The sequence below is a fragment of the Hoylesella buccalis ATCC 35310 genome, from assembly GCF_025151385.1.
In the GTDB taxonomy this organism is placed as follows: domain Bacteria; phylum Bacteroidota; class Bacteroidia; order Bacteroidales; family Bacteroidaceae; genus Prevotella; species Prevotella buccalis.
This window is the reverse complement of sequence record NZ_CP102287.1, coordinates 1,068,323-1,083,553: the sequence shown is the minus strand read 5'-3', so window position 1 is coordinate 1,083,553 and position 15,231 is coordinate 1,068,323. Positions and strand designations below refer to the sequence as shown.

Annotated in this window: 5 protein-coding genes and 3 pseudogenes; 6 read left to right on the top strand and 2 right to left on the bottom strand. The window is 43.0% G+C overall.

Going from position 1 to position 15,231, the window contains the following annotated elements:
- Positions 1-32: 32 nt before the first annotated feature.
- The 3 genes from NQ518_RS04595 to NQ518_RS04585 all read left to right on the top strand — a co-directional run bounded on the left by NQ518_RS04595 (position 33) and on the right by NQ518_RS04585 (position 5,919).
- A complete protein-coding gene (locus NQ518_RS04595; protein ID WP_227205063.1) occupies positions 33-944 on the top strand; it encodes a TolB-like translocation protein in 912 nt (303 codons plus the stop codon).
- A gap of 11 nt (positions 945-955) precedes the next feature.
- Positions 956-4,708 carry a carboxypeptidase regulatory-like domain-containing protein gene (locus NQ518_RS04590; RefSeq protein WP_227205065.1) on the top strand — a complete coding sequence of 1,251 codons (3,753 nt, stop codon included), beginning with the start codon at positions 956-958 and terminating at the stop codon, positions 4,706-4,708.
- Positions 4,709-5,070: 362 nt separating this feature from the next.
- Positions 5,071-5,919 (top strand): hypothetical protein, encoded by an 849-nt coding sequence (locus tag NQ518_RS04585; RefSeq protein WP_227960716.1) that lies wholly within the window; start codon positions 5,071-5,073, stop codon positions 5,917-5,919.
- Between the two features lie 345 nt (positions 5,920-6,264).
- On the opposite strand, the pseudogene NQ518_RS04580 reads toward NQ518_RS04585, so the two are convergent.
- Positions 6,265-7,590 (bottom strand): annotated as a pseudogene (locus NQ518_RS04580) (IS1380 family transposase).
- Between the two features lie 15 nt (positions 7,591-7,605).
- Positions 7,606-8,543 (bottom strand): annotated as a pseudogene (locus NQ518_RS04575) (IS30 family transposase).
- A 213-nt stretch (positions 8,544-8,756) separates the two neighbouring features.
- On the opposite strand from NQ518_RS04575, the pseudogene NQ518_RS04570 reads away from it, so the two are divergent.
- The 3 genes and pseudogenes from NQ518_RS04570 to NQ518_RS04560 all read left to right on the top strand — a co-directional run.
- Positions 8,757-9,551, top strand: a pseudogene (locus tag NQ518_RS04570) (IS982 family transposase); the annotation flags it as partial.
- Positions 9,552-9,922: 371 nt separating this feature from the next.
- Positions 9,923-10,081, top strand: coding sequence for a hypothetical protein (locus NQ518_RS04565; RefSeq protein WP_227208012.1), 159 nt, complete (start codon positions 9,923-9,925; stop codon positions 10,079-10,081).
- A gap of 111 nt (positions 10,082-10,192) precedes the next feature.
- Positions 10,193-14,782: a T9SS type A sorting domain-containing protein gene (locus tag NQ518_RS04560; protein WP_227960717.1), complete on the top strand. Its 4,590-nt coding sequence runs from the start codon at positions 10,193-10,195 to the stop codon at positions 14,780-14,782.
- Positions 14,783-15,231 lie beyond the last annotated feature (449 nt).

Sequence of the window (15,231 nt, the reverse complement as noted above, 5' to 3'; positions counted from 1 at the left end):
TTAACTATTATCTGTCTATTATGAAAAGAAAAATGCTACTAATTTGTATCATCTGTCTACCCTTCATCGGGCAAGCGCAGGTGTTGAAGGTAGGATCGATGAAGAAGATCGACCTTCCTAATGGGCCTACAAAAACAGTTGTCGGGCTAAGTCCTGTGGGAGATTATATCCTTTTGTCTACAGCTTCCAACAACGGTCTTGTAAAGTTCGATTTAAGTACAGGGAAAACTCAGGAATTGACATCAGGAAAAGGAACAGGATTTAACGTTAAAATTTCCAATGATGGAAAACAAATTCTTTATCCTGAGAGTAGTTATTCCAAGAATAATTTGCGTCGTGTGAGTTTGAACGCTATTGATTTATCTACAGGTAAGACGCAACAGCTTGTGAAACCGTCGCGCAACCTGCAAGGTTATTCAATTGGTGGAGCAACTGTTTCGGTTGTCAAAGACAACAAACAAAAGCTAACTCGTCTACAACCCAATGCCATCAAGCGCTTTGAGATGCCTACGTTGTCCATCAAAAATCGTCAATTACTGATTACTAAAGGCGGAAAGACACAAGTTTTCTCGCCCAATGGAAAGCAATTCAGCTACATTTGGCCTTCTGTTTCGCCTGATGGAACCAAAGCCCTCTACTATGTTTGTGGCGTTGGTGCCTTTGTTTGCGACATGAATGGTTCAAATCTCAAATCTCTGGGTACACTGCGTGCTCCTCGTTGGTACAACAACGATGTTATAATTGGTATGAACGATCAAGATGATGGTGAGTATGTTTATGCCTCTTCTATCGTAGCCAAATCATTAAGCGGACAAGAGCAAGTCTTAACTAATGATTCTGTAATCGCCATGTACCCCTATGCAACGTTGAAAGGCGATAAAATCGTCTTCTCTACTCCTGCTGGTGAGGCATACATGATTGACATTAACATTAACAATAGATAAAGTACAATGCTATGAAGAAATATATTTTACTCACATTATCATTGCTCTTTGCATTCGTTGCCGTTCAAGCAAGAAACGGGGGCAATGATGTTCGTATTTATTTGAATGCGGGGCATGGCAGCTGGGGACCTAATGACAGGCCAATGGCAACAATTCCGTATCCGGCAAATCCAGAAACAGGTCGTCCAGATACGCTTGGCTTTTATGAAACAAACACCAACTTATGGAAAATCCTGAAGTTGGGTAAAACGCTGGAAAAGATGGGTGTGAAAAAAGAGAATATTCTTTATTCCAGAACCCTCAATGGGCCTTATCCTTATGTGAAAGGTGCACCCGATGAAGAGAAATACAATCGTAATTTGTCGGAAATATGTGCTGAAGTTGAAGCAAATAATATGGATATGTTTATCTCCATTCACTCAAATGCAGCAGCAGACGGCTCACTTACTAACTATCCTTTGTTCCTTTATCGTGGACAAGATGGTAAAGGAAACGACTGGTCACCTGGAAGTTATGATATGTGTAAAGCATGTTGGGAACCGCATTTCACAAACGACATTGATATATACAGCTATTACAGCAAGACCCAGATGAATATTCGAGGCGACTCTACATTCTATGGAGGAGCTTGGGTTAGTCCAGTTACAGGGAAAAAAGGTTATCTGGGCGTACTTCGTCATGGTGTTCCCGGTTTCTTGCTCGAAGGTTATTTCCATACTTACCAGCCTGCTCGTCACCGTGCCCTCAATCCTGACTATTGTGGACAAGAAGGTATACGCGTAGCACGCGGCGTGTGTGATTACTTTAACCTCACACCTGAAAAAACAGGTTATATCATGGGAACAGTGAAGGATATGCACGAGAAAATCGTTCACCAACTGTTCAACTATGCGCCAAATACAAACGATCAATGGTTGCCACTCAATGGTGCAGAAGTCACCCTTTTGAAAGATGGAAATCAGGTAGGAGCCTACAAAGTTGATAATAACTACAACGGAGTTTTTGTTTTCGAAGGACTTGCCCCTGGCGATTATACACTTTCTGTAAAAGCAGATGGTTACAAAGAGCTGACAGAAGAGTATAAAAAAGCAATCAAAGTTGAGGCTAATCAGACGTCATACGCCAAACTTTTGCTTGAATCAGAAAGCTATGTGCCACCTGCAATTGTTTATGAAAACTATCCCGAACCTAATTTAAAGAGTTATATAGGCGTTCCTGATAAAATAGAGTTCTCCAATTCTTCGAAAGCCTATGAAGATATTACTGGAAAAATGCAGCGTGCCATTGTTAGAGGTGATTCTACGATTATCTTATCAAACAATAATGGCGAGCCAGTGATCAGTCTGATCAATAACAAGACAAACGAGTTTGTTAAAAAACTCAGCATCAATGGTATTGCAGCGGCCGAACCTGATAATGATGGGTTCAAATCGCGTTTGAGCGATATCGCTTTCACAGCTGATGGAAAGCTTGTTGGTGTAAATAGTGAGGAATGCCAATTTAATGACGGCCAAGTCAGAGAAGGCTCTACCCGAGGAGAAATCTTCGTTTATAAGTGGGATGATTTTGATGCAGATCCCGCCGTATGGGTATCCACCAAATCTTCAGCCAACTATTATAATGCCATTGTTGGCCGTACGCTGGCTGTCAGCGGTCCGTCTAACGACTGTCATGTGTTCATGTCTGCCGCTAATTATTGGGGTGATAAACATATCAAGCGCTTCATCGATCTGAACATTGTTGACAATCAGATTGCAAGTACGGTGTTTACTGAAAAAGATATTAAATCAACAGCTCCAAGTCCAGTTAACAAATTGGCTACAGGATTAGAAGTTCTTCTTCAGGTTTCACCATTGGCAGACGATCAATATGTCATTGACGGAACCGAATTCCTGCCTGTTGAGTTCAAGCCAGCTAAAACAGTTAACGTCAATAGCGAAGTACTTGGTCAGCTTTCCGATCAAGATAATTTAGTAGGACAGGCGGCAACTGGTGTTTCATTCTTTAAGTATGCTCATCATTCTATGATGGTAACTCCATTTGTTACGGATGGAAAAGTTGGCGGCTTGCGTCTCTACGATATTACTGACGGTATTGATAAAGCCAAACTCATTCAAACAAATACTGAATTGCCAGAAGCACTTCCAGCAACAACCGATATGGGTACAGGATCAAGTGTTGATGGACAAGACATCAATTTGTATCTCATCGTAGGCAATGTGATTACCACATTTACTACGAAAGGTATCGAACAGTCTGCCGTTAAACGTATTATGGCTTACGATTTGAAGGGCGAACAGTTGCCTGACAACTCATATAAGTTCACTTTCACTTCAAACGACAAGGCGCAATCTGCACAATTGGTATTCACTGATGCGGCAACAGGCGAGGAAGTTGGAACTGCCGACGTTCCTGATGTTAAACAAGGAAGCAATACTATTACCTTAGCAGCCGATCAATTGCCAGGGCAATCGGGCCAAAAGCTTAATTGGGCTGTAAGGTTAACAGGTTCTGCGGTTGCAAATATCAGTCGTTTAACCTCGAATGATGCATCGATGCAATATCCAAAGACCGTATTTGTGGCTGTTGACAACTCACCTGAATCCGATTATTTCGGTCGCTTCTATGTCAATGCATATTCTATTGGTATGTATGCATACAATCCTGATTGGACACGTATCAATGAAAATCCTTATATAGGGAAAGAAGCCAAGTGGGGTTCACAGTACCGTTTGGGTGTTGATTCTAAGGGAACTGTCTATATCTCTGATTGGAGTGACGATCATTCCGGCGTATATCTGATGAATCCTGCCGATCTTGAAGGTGAATACACTCAATTCTTTGTTGGCGAACGCAATAGCGACGGTCTATTTGTTAATAATGGCGTTAATGTCGGTTCATCATCTCCAGGTTTGTGTGTTTACGGTACTGGAGCTGATACGAAGCTGTTCGTTTCCTTGGAAGACTTTGGAAAGGATGTCGGAGTTTATAATATCGGTAACGAAGATGGTACGATAGCATCAACGTGGGATAAAGCTCCAAGTCAAATTTTCAAGGTTGGCAGATACGAAATCAATGGAAACTGTAATCTCGTTGGTGGACTCGACGGAGGTGTTTGGGTAGCTCAGTACCGAGGTGCCGGAAATAACGTGAAAGGTGTACCATCTTTGATTTACGTTAATCATAATGGTGAAATCGTATTCAATTCAGGTACACAAGAATTTGCACCCCTGTTGAATGGTTCTGCTAAAGCAGGATTTGCCGTCAACAGAGATAACTCGTTGTTGGTGATCAATGATGGTACAAACGTACTCCAATTCTTTGACATCACATGGAACGACGGAGTACCTACGTTGACCCCTAAATATTCGTATAAGGCTTCACTCACGGGTAGCGGCATTCAGCAAATGGCATTCGATTATGCTGGTAATTTGGTGATTGGTCATCAGGGCGTATCGATTTTCTCTATACCTTCCGAGAAGAATGTAACTACGGTTCCGGCAAAGAAATCGCTCGTTATCAACGCAACAACTGGCATTAACGAAGTAGCAGCTGCACCTCAATTGAGAATATCACCGAATCCGACAACTGGACGCATTCATATTGAAACGTCAGAGGCTATTAAGTCTGTACGCGTTTACAGTGTTTCGGGCTCATTGGTTGCTGAAGGCTTAGACGATTACATGGATTTGAGCCGTCTGCCCAATGGCATCTATATTGTCAAGGTTAACAACTTTAATGGTGTTCGAATCATCAAACGGTAAACGTTGAATAAAGAAAGAAGACTTTTTGCTGGTTGATAACTATTGAAAAGTTCAATTGAGCTATCGGTTATCGGCAAAAGTCATTTAAACTTTGCAATCTGCAGGCATGTTTTTAGACATTGCCTGCAGATTTTTTTCATTGCTTCTATGTATCTAACTATCATTAGCCGCTTTTGTGTGGTATGGTCGCTTTTACCACCAAGGCCTTTGTTTGTGACTGAATAACAGCAGCTCGATGGGAATTGCCCGGCGAAGAATGAAAAGTCTTGTTATCGCATACATGTAGAAGAACGATGGTGAAGACTAATTGAAAAAATCTTTGTAACTTTGTGACTTCATGTAGCAAACTAATTAAAAGCACAATGAATTTGATAGCAGTGAGCGGTTCTGATCAAACAGAATGGGCTTTTGTTGAGCAAAACGAGTTGGTTGACTTGCAAAAAACCGAAGGCCTGAATCCGTATTTTCAAACCCGCAGAGAGATGAGTAGAAGCATTCGATTGGGTTTGGGCGAAGCCTACTTCAAGCGAAAGTTAGGTCACGTCTATTTTTACGGGGCCGGATGTAATGGCGAGGATAGGAAGAGAATGGTGGGTCACTCCTTGGTTGCACAGTTCAAGACGCCGGTCACGGTGGAGAGCGACTTGCTGGGTGCCACCCGTTCCATGTGCATGGATTCGGCTGGTATCGTATGTATTCTGGGTACGGGGTCTAACTCGTGTTTTTATGATGGTGCTCAAATCGTTAAGAATGTGCGTGCCGGCGGTTATATCTTGGGAGATGAAGGCAGCGCATCGTCTATTGGACGTGCTTTCCTGTCGGATGTATTGAAAGAGTTGGCACCTTCTGAACTGATCTCGTCTTTTTATTTTAAGCGCCAAACGACAGCCCATGAAGTGATGCGCACTGTTTACGACAAACCACTTCCACATTATTATTTATCCTCGATAGCAACTTTTTTGGCCGATTATCAACATACTGAATATGTGCGAGATCTGGTGACTGATAATTTTAAGAGTTTCTTAACGCGCAACTTGTTCCAATATGCATACCATGAGTATCCCGTGTATTTTACAGGAAAAACGGCTGCGACCTTTGCGCCCTTGTTGCGAGCAGTTTGTCGTGAGGCAGGTTTTGAGCCTGAAATGGTTAGTGACCATATTATTGAGGGACTGATGAAATACCATGCCACGCATCTGTTGTCTGAATAGGGAACTTGATGCATCCTGTTGATTGGACTATCTATTTGGTTACAAAGAATAGTCACACTTCCCGTTCTCGTGTTGACATTTTTCTTGACAAACACCCTCTCATATTTCGCTTATTTTTCAGCAACGCTCCGTATCTTTCAAATAATGAAAATATAGAGCAAAAACGTTCTTTTCTGATAGACAGGTGGTTACGGGATTTGTACGTTTCTTCTGCATCTCGTGTTCGTTTGATTTCACGTTTAAAGCATGCTTTTAGCCGCCTTAACATCATGCTGTAAGACTCTTAACCCATGTTCTTTGCCTGGCAAAAGCATGTTGATAACCACCTTTACCCCAAATCGGTCATTAGGATTTCTCTGTGTCGTACGGCAAAGAGAAATCCTTTAATTTTTTCCATATGGACAAGAATGATTGTCGTGTTTTTAGTGATCTGGCTAAATATAGGATATGCTTGTCTTTTGTTCTCCCCAGATAGGCTGGCGTTGATAACAATTCGTACCGAATTGTCTTCAGAAATTTCTTCTTGTTGGAATTAATCAGCGCATGTCTGAACAACGACATAAAATTATATGCCATTACAATGAAACTCCTACATGCCTCTGTTGCCCAGAAGTTATGTGTGACAAAATCATCAATGGAGAAATCATTCTTCAGTTCCTTTATTCTGTTCTCAGAATCCGCCCTTCCACGATATGAGTCATATACAATCTTGGCCGGCAGGTCAAGGTCTGTTACGAAGCAGCTGTATCGGTATTTCCCGAAATCTCCCTCATACTCGAAAAGATCCAGCTGTTTGATTTGCTTTCCCGCTGCTTTTGGGCGCTTCTCAATTTCTTGCCTGACCATCACAATGCGTCAGGGTTTCTCCCAACTGTTTGCTTGATAGATGGTTTCGGATATTTCCAATCCGTCTATCTGCTCTATCCATTTGCGTTCATGGGTAAGACTGTACTTTATACGGTTATTGAAACGGCAGGCTATGATATAGTGTAACCCTTTGTTTTCCAGATAGTCAAGTATTTCCTTTGCAAAGAAGCCACTATCCATGCGGACCAGTCCGACACGTTTGCCCTCAAGTATTGAGAGTGTGTCCTCAAGAAATGACAGATAGTTGGTACTTGCAGATGTGTTGCCAGGACGTAGCCAGTAATTTGCTATCATCCTCACATCGGAAACGAATGCAAGAAGCGGATGGTGCGATAGTCGTCCAGGACGTTTTGGGTTGTACCCTTTGGCTGCTCCCTCCTGGTTTCCCTCACGGACCATCACGGTCGGATCGAAGTCCAAGGTGTAATTGTCGAACTTCAACTCTGAGAAAAACCAACGGAACAAATTTCCGAAAACACGCTGGTTGACAGCTTGGGAGAATTTGTTGAGATAGCGCTGGTATGCACGATGGTCTGCTCCGCGTTTCCACCCAAGTAGATCACATAGTGCAGTGTCATAACGTACCACGTCAAGATGGCCAAAGCAACTTGCGCCACACCATACACCTGCAAACAATCCCAATATTAACTGGATCGGGTCGTAGCCCCGATTGGATCCTTGAAGCGGAACACCACTTTGCATAACATGCTCTTCAAAATGGCATTTCTCAAGCATTTTGAAGAACAGGGAAAGATCACCAAAAGGTGTTATTTCCTTATTTACGAACTTTATCCGTAGAGTCAACCAGCAAGTGCAAAATTACAAAACGTGTTTGAAGAATTCACTCTTTGGTGTAGCAAAGTTTAATTTTTCTCTCGGTCTTTCGTACATTTTTTTTGTATCGACATAATTCTCTTGTCCGTATAACGTTCAAACGAATCCTTTTTCGGTATATACTGTCTGATTAGTTTATTTGTATTCTCAATCGCTCCTTTTTGCCATGAGCAATATGTATAGGCGAAGTACACAGGTACGCCTAAGTACTTGGTAATGTCCTTATGTGCCGCAAATTCAGGTCCGTTGTCTGTTGTGATGGTCTTCAGGCAGTCCTTGTATGGCAGCAGCAGTTTCCTAACTACCTTTGCCAGAGGCTTTGACTGTTTTCCAAATGCAGTTTCTGCATAAGCAGCATACTGGTAGACTTCTCCACTAGCGTGAGTATGGCGTGCTGGTCAGGGTCTACGATCAAGTCCATCTCAAAATCTCCGAATCTCTTCCCGTCAACTTCCTTACTTCTTTCATGGATGCTGACCCTATCTTTGATTGGAAGATGTTTGCTCTTGGGACGATGCCTGTACTTCATCTTATGCCTTGTGTGCTTGGCAAGTTCCACTGTTGTGTCATTGTGGATGATGTTGTAGATGGATTGATGGGACACCTTTATCCCCTCATTCTTGCGCAAATAACCTGATATTTGTCTTGGAGACCACTGGTCATTGATGATATATTCCCTTGATTCTCCAGACCAATTCGTCGGGGAGTCTGGCATTCGTTACCGTCCTCTTTCTGCGCTGCATGGCCATATCCTGCGCCTTTGTCCAGATATACTTTCCCGATGGCGTGCTGTTGTTCTTTAGCTCACGACTTATCGTAGCTTCACTCGTGCCCACAATGCTGGCAATTTCTTTTCTCTTTGTTTTCTTTTGGAGTAAGGTGAAAATTTGCGACCTTTGCTCCGAGGTTAATTGATGATACATATACAATACAAAGTTAATTAATCTTTGGGAGACTGCGGTCTCCCTTTTGTTTTTTTTTGTATTGCTGATTGTGCTCTTCGGGGGCTTCGCGCCCCCGGCCGCATGGCAAACCTCCGCGGTGTTTTTCATGGTTTTTGTACAATCCAAACACCAACAAATTTTGCACTTCGATTTTGAATCTTCAGACGCTTTTTCTAATGACCGATTTGGGGTAAATGGCGAATGAGCCGTGCGGAGATCATGACTATTCTCATCTGTTTCCACTTCAATGACTTCCGCAATTTCAAGCATTACTATCTATTTTATGTCAGGGAGCACATGAGGGATTTGTTTCCCGAGCAACTCTCCTATAACCGTTTCATAGAACTGGAAGCAAGAGTTGCCGTTGAGATGATGCTGTTTCTGCAAGTGTGCTGTCTGGGACGTTGCACCGGAATAAGTTTCATAGACAGCACGTCCATACCAGTGTGCCACAACAAGCGCATCAGTCGCAATAAGGTTTTCAAGGAATACGCCTCAATAGGGAAGAGCACGATGGGGTGGTATTTCGGCTTCAAACTGCACTTGACTTGCAACGAGCGTGGAGAGTTGGTCAACTTCATGTTCACCAAGGCGAATGTGGATGATAGGGATGAAAGAGTGCTCAACAGGCTCAGCGACAACCTCTTCGGTAAGTTGTTTGCTGATAAGGGATATATATCCCAAGGGCTTTTCGAAAGATTATACAATGATGGCATTAACCTTGTCACGGGGTTGAGGAGTAACATGAAGAACAAGCTAATACCCTTGTATGACAAAATATTACTCAGAAAGAGATCGGTCATAGAAACCATCAATGATGAACTGAAAAACGTGGCACAGCTGGTACACTCCAGACATAGGAACGTTTTTAATTTTGATATAAATGCACTGTCGGCACTTGCAGCCTACTGTTTCTTTGAGAAGAAGCCGGCTATCAATGTAGATTTCTGCATAGACCGACAAGGACAGCAGCTTACACTGTTCTAAAACCAGTCATATCAGAGTTTGATGGAATTTTATGGATAACCTCTGTCTCAAGATAGAGGAGAGATATTTATGCCTTAGGTGAACTATTGAGAACGGGACATTTTTATCCCGAACTCAGGTTGTAAGTACTTTCCTATAATCAATTGACAGTTTTTTTATTTTTTTGATCTAAGTTGCTTGTTAATATCTCTATGAACGCAATAGTTGAGTGCTGTGACAGAAGAAAGATATAGATAAATTATATAATATTAGTATAATTTATGATTGTGGGGGGGGGGTAAAAAACTTACCTTTGCAACAAATTATTTGAAGGTACTTTTCACACATGGTATCTCTTTTGATGAAAAGTTAATAAACGTAATGAATACAAGATGAAGAAACCTTATTTGTCCCCAAGTATTTTAGTGCTCGCATCACAAGGTAATGTTGGGCCAAACATCGGTTCAGGCGATGATGATGCTGAGTTGCAGCCAGACGAAAATGATGATGAAGGCTCAACTCAACCGGCCAAGTGGTCATTGTTTGAGTAGTGCATGGGTTAAACACATGCAGACATGCTTTGACTATCTATGCTGTGCTGAGCGCACAGTTCATGGGTAGCATGTGAGATGAACAACAAAACAAATTTATTGATATCAAAGATGAGAAATTATTTACAACGAATGGCGTTATTGCTGTTGATGTTGCCATTATGCATGGCCGTATCGGCGGTTACATTTGTCAATGTGACTCCTGACAACAGCAAAGTGACGAAGGTTGATGTGGGCGAGCAGCTAAGCAGCATCACGTTGACCGTGACGTTGGGTGCCGACGAGGCGCTTAACGGACAGGCACAGTTGCGGACCAGTACCAACGAGACAGACCAAGTCAATAATGGGAGTGGCTTTCTTTCAGACAATGTGCTGAAGCAGAAAACCGCAAATCCCAACGTGTGGGAAATAACATGGTTGAACGTGCCGGTAGGGAAATATAAGGTTTATTTCCAACAAGCAGGTGGAACGGCACACACATTCTTGCACGATGTGGAGATAGTGGAGATACCTTCAACTGATCCTCCTGTGATCTCGTTCAAGGTGAAAGACGCCACGTGCAACACGTCGCCAACAGACACCAAAAATGGTAGCATAACCGTGAATGTGGAGAAGGGTGTAGCTCCTTTTTCCTATAAAGCCACCATTCATCACGCAGACAATACTACTGAGGAGAAGACCTTGGAGAAGACTCCGAATCGTGCATGGATTGTAGACGGATTGGCATCGGGCGATTATATCGACGTGACCGTTACCGATTCGAAAGGCAAGACCGTCACGAAGAAATCTGAGTTGGTGGGCTTCGGAAAGACAACAGTGTCTTTCGGGCAGGACATTTTCATTAAGCAGACAGGCGATTGCACATTTGATTATTACATCAGGGCAACCATTAAAACGGAAAACCAAGATGCGTTGGATGCTCAGACCGAACTCTTGGCGCAGACATTGAAGTTGCGTAGTAATGCCGATGGTAAATATTACGATGTGGAACATGTGGCGGCTTACGACATGGCAAAGCCATATTATTCAGGCCAGTACTATCGTTTTTACAAGGTTGCATCTGCTGCCAACCTCTCGTCACAACGATATAATAGAATTTTTGGCTTGAAATATTCTACCCTTTGTGATGGAGAAAAAACAACGCGTGACTACTTTGCGCATGTGCGTACGCTGGATGAAATGATGAATTTTAGCACTTCGTCAAAGGGAAGTTTGAACCCTGCTGACTGTTCTTACCAAGACGCTAAGTTCACCATTAAGTATGATTTTCAGGGAGGAACAGGGCAATATTATTATTTGTACTCCTATTACTTCATGGACGAAGCACACCGCTATGCAAAATTGTTTAAAAAAAATGAGGATGGCACTTATCCTTCCACACCAGTCAAGGAGGATGTGCCTATGCCCATCAACGAGTTTGATACACGATGGTCGCAGACAATAGAAGTGGCTGAACCGGGTACGTATAAATTCGTATATGCCCCTGGGTGCCCTGATTTGAAAATAGAAAAGGAAATTGTGGTTGAACCTATCAAGCCTGAGTTTAAGGATGTAAGCGATTGGATGTCTCCTACTATAAACAAAGAGTTGGGAATACATGGCAATACCGCTGGCTTGGCAATAGGCCTTGCTAATGTTTCTGCCCCATTGACCCTGACCGTGAAACGACTTGATGACAAGAGAGATTTTGTCATAACCGACTTTGCGGATGACAAACCGTACACCAAGCACATTGATTTCCCACAGGATATAACCTACGACAAGTTGCGTGACGCCTATTTCATCGCCGACCTGCCTGCTGGCAAATACGCACTTGATTTGAAAGACAATTGCAACAATACTGCAACCTATAACTTCGAAATTCCAGAGAGCAAGCTCCAGCATTACAAGCCAAAGCGCGATGAGGGCTACAAGGACGGAGTGTATGTAGGCGTTGATTGCAATGGCAACAATGTGGTTAAGTTCGATTTCGGTCCGGAAGGAGACAATGTTGCATATGCTTATAAAGCCAGCACGGGGGAGCAAGGAGCATCAAGTAGCAGAAAGACATGGGCATCTAATGTAGATCCTATCACTCCATTGGAAAAACTGACAGGCACCAACTATTTTGGCGCTGCCTTTGCTCCGAGTTTATATAATGGACACAGTTATTCTGATGGGAACAACATCTACTCTGCCATAGCGAAAGAAGATAGATATTATAATAGTGACGAGGTTGTCATCCGCCCTGATGAGCCAGGCGATTATGCCCGCAAGACATACAAGTTTGATTTCACCGATTATGCTGACAAGGCAGCGTTCGAAGTCTTTGGTGCCATGTGCAATCGTGATGGTAATGGTACCGGCATGGTGAGTGTTGGTGTTGCTAAAGGCGTGAATGTAGCGTTGCCCGTTAAGTATGAATTGTATAAGACGGAGGATGGTTCGACCCGAATTGGGGAACCACTTAAGACTTACGAAGCCACCAGCGCACAGGATGCTCTCAATGTAGTATGGAAAGATGTGGAGGTAGGGAAGTACCTCGTTCTTACCATTTTTAACGGCACATGCGAAGGAAAGAAATTTGTTCAGGTATCGCCTACCGACATACCAGAGCCTTCGGTGGAGACAGAAAACGGTTTCGAGGTGAAGAGCATTATCAACCTTGACATTACCGACGGTATGAAACCGCTACATCTTTATTTGCCTGTTTCACCTTATATATATAATGTAGAATGGTACGACATTACGAACACTCCCGAAAAGAAAGTGTTTGACGGTAACGATATCAACGTGACATTCAACGAGCCAGGCGTGTACACCTATCAGGTTCGCACCACGTTTACTGACCGCACATCGTGTCCGGGAAGCTCAGGTGGTGACCGAATTGTGAAGTTCTACGTCACAAAGACCGACAAACCCAACTACTGGGTAGGCTCGACGAGCGAAGATTTCAGCACCGCTTCCAACTGGACAGCAAACAAGGTACCTGACTATGAAGAGGACATCGTGTTTGCTACGGAAGAGAATAACAACGGACATGCTGCCGAAAGAGATTGCCGACTGACAGAAGGAAAGTCGCCTCTTTCGTTTTGGGCGGCAAGTCTGATTAACGAAAGCAGCGAGGCGATGGTTGTTCCAGCAGGTAGTGCTTTGGTGGTTAAGAGTGGAACGGTGGGCTTCGCGCATGAAATTAAGCAGGATGGAAGCTTAGATCCTGTTCGCTTGAGGATTGAGGCATCCGCTGAAGATGTGCCAAACGGAACTTTCATTGCGAAATATCCCGGTGCGGCATCAGACAAAGTGTATGCCGAGGTGCAAATGTATGTACGGTCACGTAAACTTGAGCAGCCTACATCATGGACAGATAATTTGGAGGGTTCGCCTACCAAGGGTACGACTTTCCCTGTAAAATATACGGATCAATTCTTTGGAATACCGTTCCAAGAGATGTCATCGGGCATGCTCGGCGGTTCATATATTTACAAATATGATGAGGCGCATAACGCTAAAAACCAGTTCTATCAAAAGTTTGTTGGTTTGAAAGCTAAGGCGCCGATGACCGCTTTTGCAGGCTATTCAATTCGAAATGCGTCTACAACGCCTAAGATTAAAACTATGAAGGGATACCTAGATTTTAACAATGTGACGTTGACGCTCACTCAAAAAGCACCGAAAGTGAATGGCGCTACAAATCAAAGCGACGCCGTGAATTATTGGGGGTTGGGTCAAAACCTATTTGGAAACTCCTATACGGCACCCATAAGCTCAGCTGCTTTGGCACAAGCTATCGGATCCAACACTAATGTGGAGAATACCGCATACCTATATCGTACAGGCAGTGGGAAAGACTGGGGAGAAAAGGTCGTAACTGGAGATAATGAAGGAGCGGGTTCTTACCAGGCCGTGCCATTGTTCGCTGCTTCTGATTTGACTTTCTATGTAATTCCTTCTATGCAAGGTTTCTTGTTGAAATTTACGTCAGAGGAAGTCAAACCAAATGGTGACAATGCTGTGTTGACATTGGATTACAACAAGGTTGTGACATTAGATGGCAATAGTCCACAGATGGCTAAGCGTTTTGGTGCTGCTCCAAGCGAAACTTCTGGTTCTGTGAAGTTTGAGCTAACTGGTGAGCATGCACACGAGACGATGTGGTTGTTGGAAAATGCCAACACGTCTGACGACTTCGATAATGGTTGGGATGGCTTCAGACTTGGAGCCGAATCGGTGCCTACAACGATCTATTCCAATGCCAAACCAGGCATGTTGCAGGTCAATACCACGAACGATTTGACCAAGGCGAACATCACCGTGAAAACAGGAAAGGCAGGCAATTACACCTTAACCCTTACCCGTAGAAGGCTCAACCAGTATCCCGACTTGAAGCTTGTCGACCTGAAGCTGCAGCAGTTGGTACCCTTTGATGGCGACAAACTGTCTTACATGTTCACCGCTGGTGAAGGCGAGACGGCTACAGACCGATTTACATTGGTCAACACCACGGCAACAACGTTCTCAGATTGGACTACAAGCATATCGTCCATTGATAACGACATGGAAGGTGAAGTAACAGTTTATACGCTGTCTGGACAAATGGTGGCACGATTTAATTTGCCCCAAGACAAGAATTTGATGAAGAATAGTATGAAACGAGGAATTTATATCTTATCGGTTAAGAACGGAACAGTGACCAACAACCGAAAATTTATAATTAAATAATAACGCATTCTCTCGTTTGTTTATAAAAGGAGGTAGCTTCCCAATTCATAGAGGAAGTTACCTCTTTAACGTAAGAGGTGTCAAGATTATTATGGATAACGTTTTCTGTGGATATCATCTCTATGGAAATTGAAGGGAAGAGCGAACACAACTTTATTATTTAATAAGGATATTTTTACAACGGAAAACACCTGCAAAGTTGCAAATGTAAAATTAGTGACATGCTACATTGAGTGAAAATAAATGCTGAATTTTCTTTACAAAGTACCTCTCATAACTCGCATAAAAATAACCAACGTCAAAGTTGGTCGCAAATACGCTAAAAATGAGCGAGGTTTGTAACAGTCTGTTGTTAAGGATGTTATGCAGAATGTTGCCTATTTCATCCCTCTCTCTCTTGAAATTTAACAATATTTAGAGAATATTTGGATTTTAGGTATAAATAAGTA

Excerpts from the sequence above, each read along its gene's own strand:
- NQ518_RS04595 (WP_227205063.1), top strand. The coding sequence starts at position 33 with ATGCTACTAATTTGTATCATCTGTCTACCCTTCATCGGGCAAGCGCAG.
- NQ518_RS04565 (WP_227208012.1), top strand. The coding sequence starts at position 9,923 with ATGAAGAAACCTTATTTGTCCCCAAGTATTTTAGTGCTCGCATCACAA.
- NQ518_RS04585 (WP_227960716.1), top strand. The coding sequence starts at position 5,071 with ATGAATTTGATAGCAGTGAGCGGTTCTGATCAAACAGAATGGGCTTTT.
- NQ518_RS04590 (WP_227205065.1), top strand. The coding sequence starts at position 956 with ATGAAGAAATATATTTTACTCACATTATCATTGCTCTTTGCATTCGTT.
- NQ518_RS04560 (WP_227960717.1), top strand. The coding sequence starts at position 10,193 with ATGAGAAATTATTTACAACGAATGGCGTTATTGCTGTTGATGTTGCCA.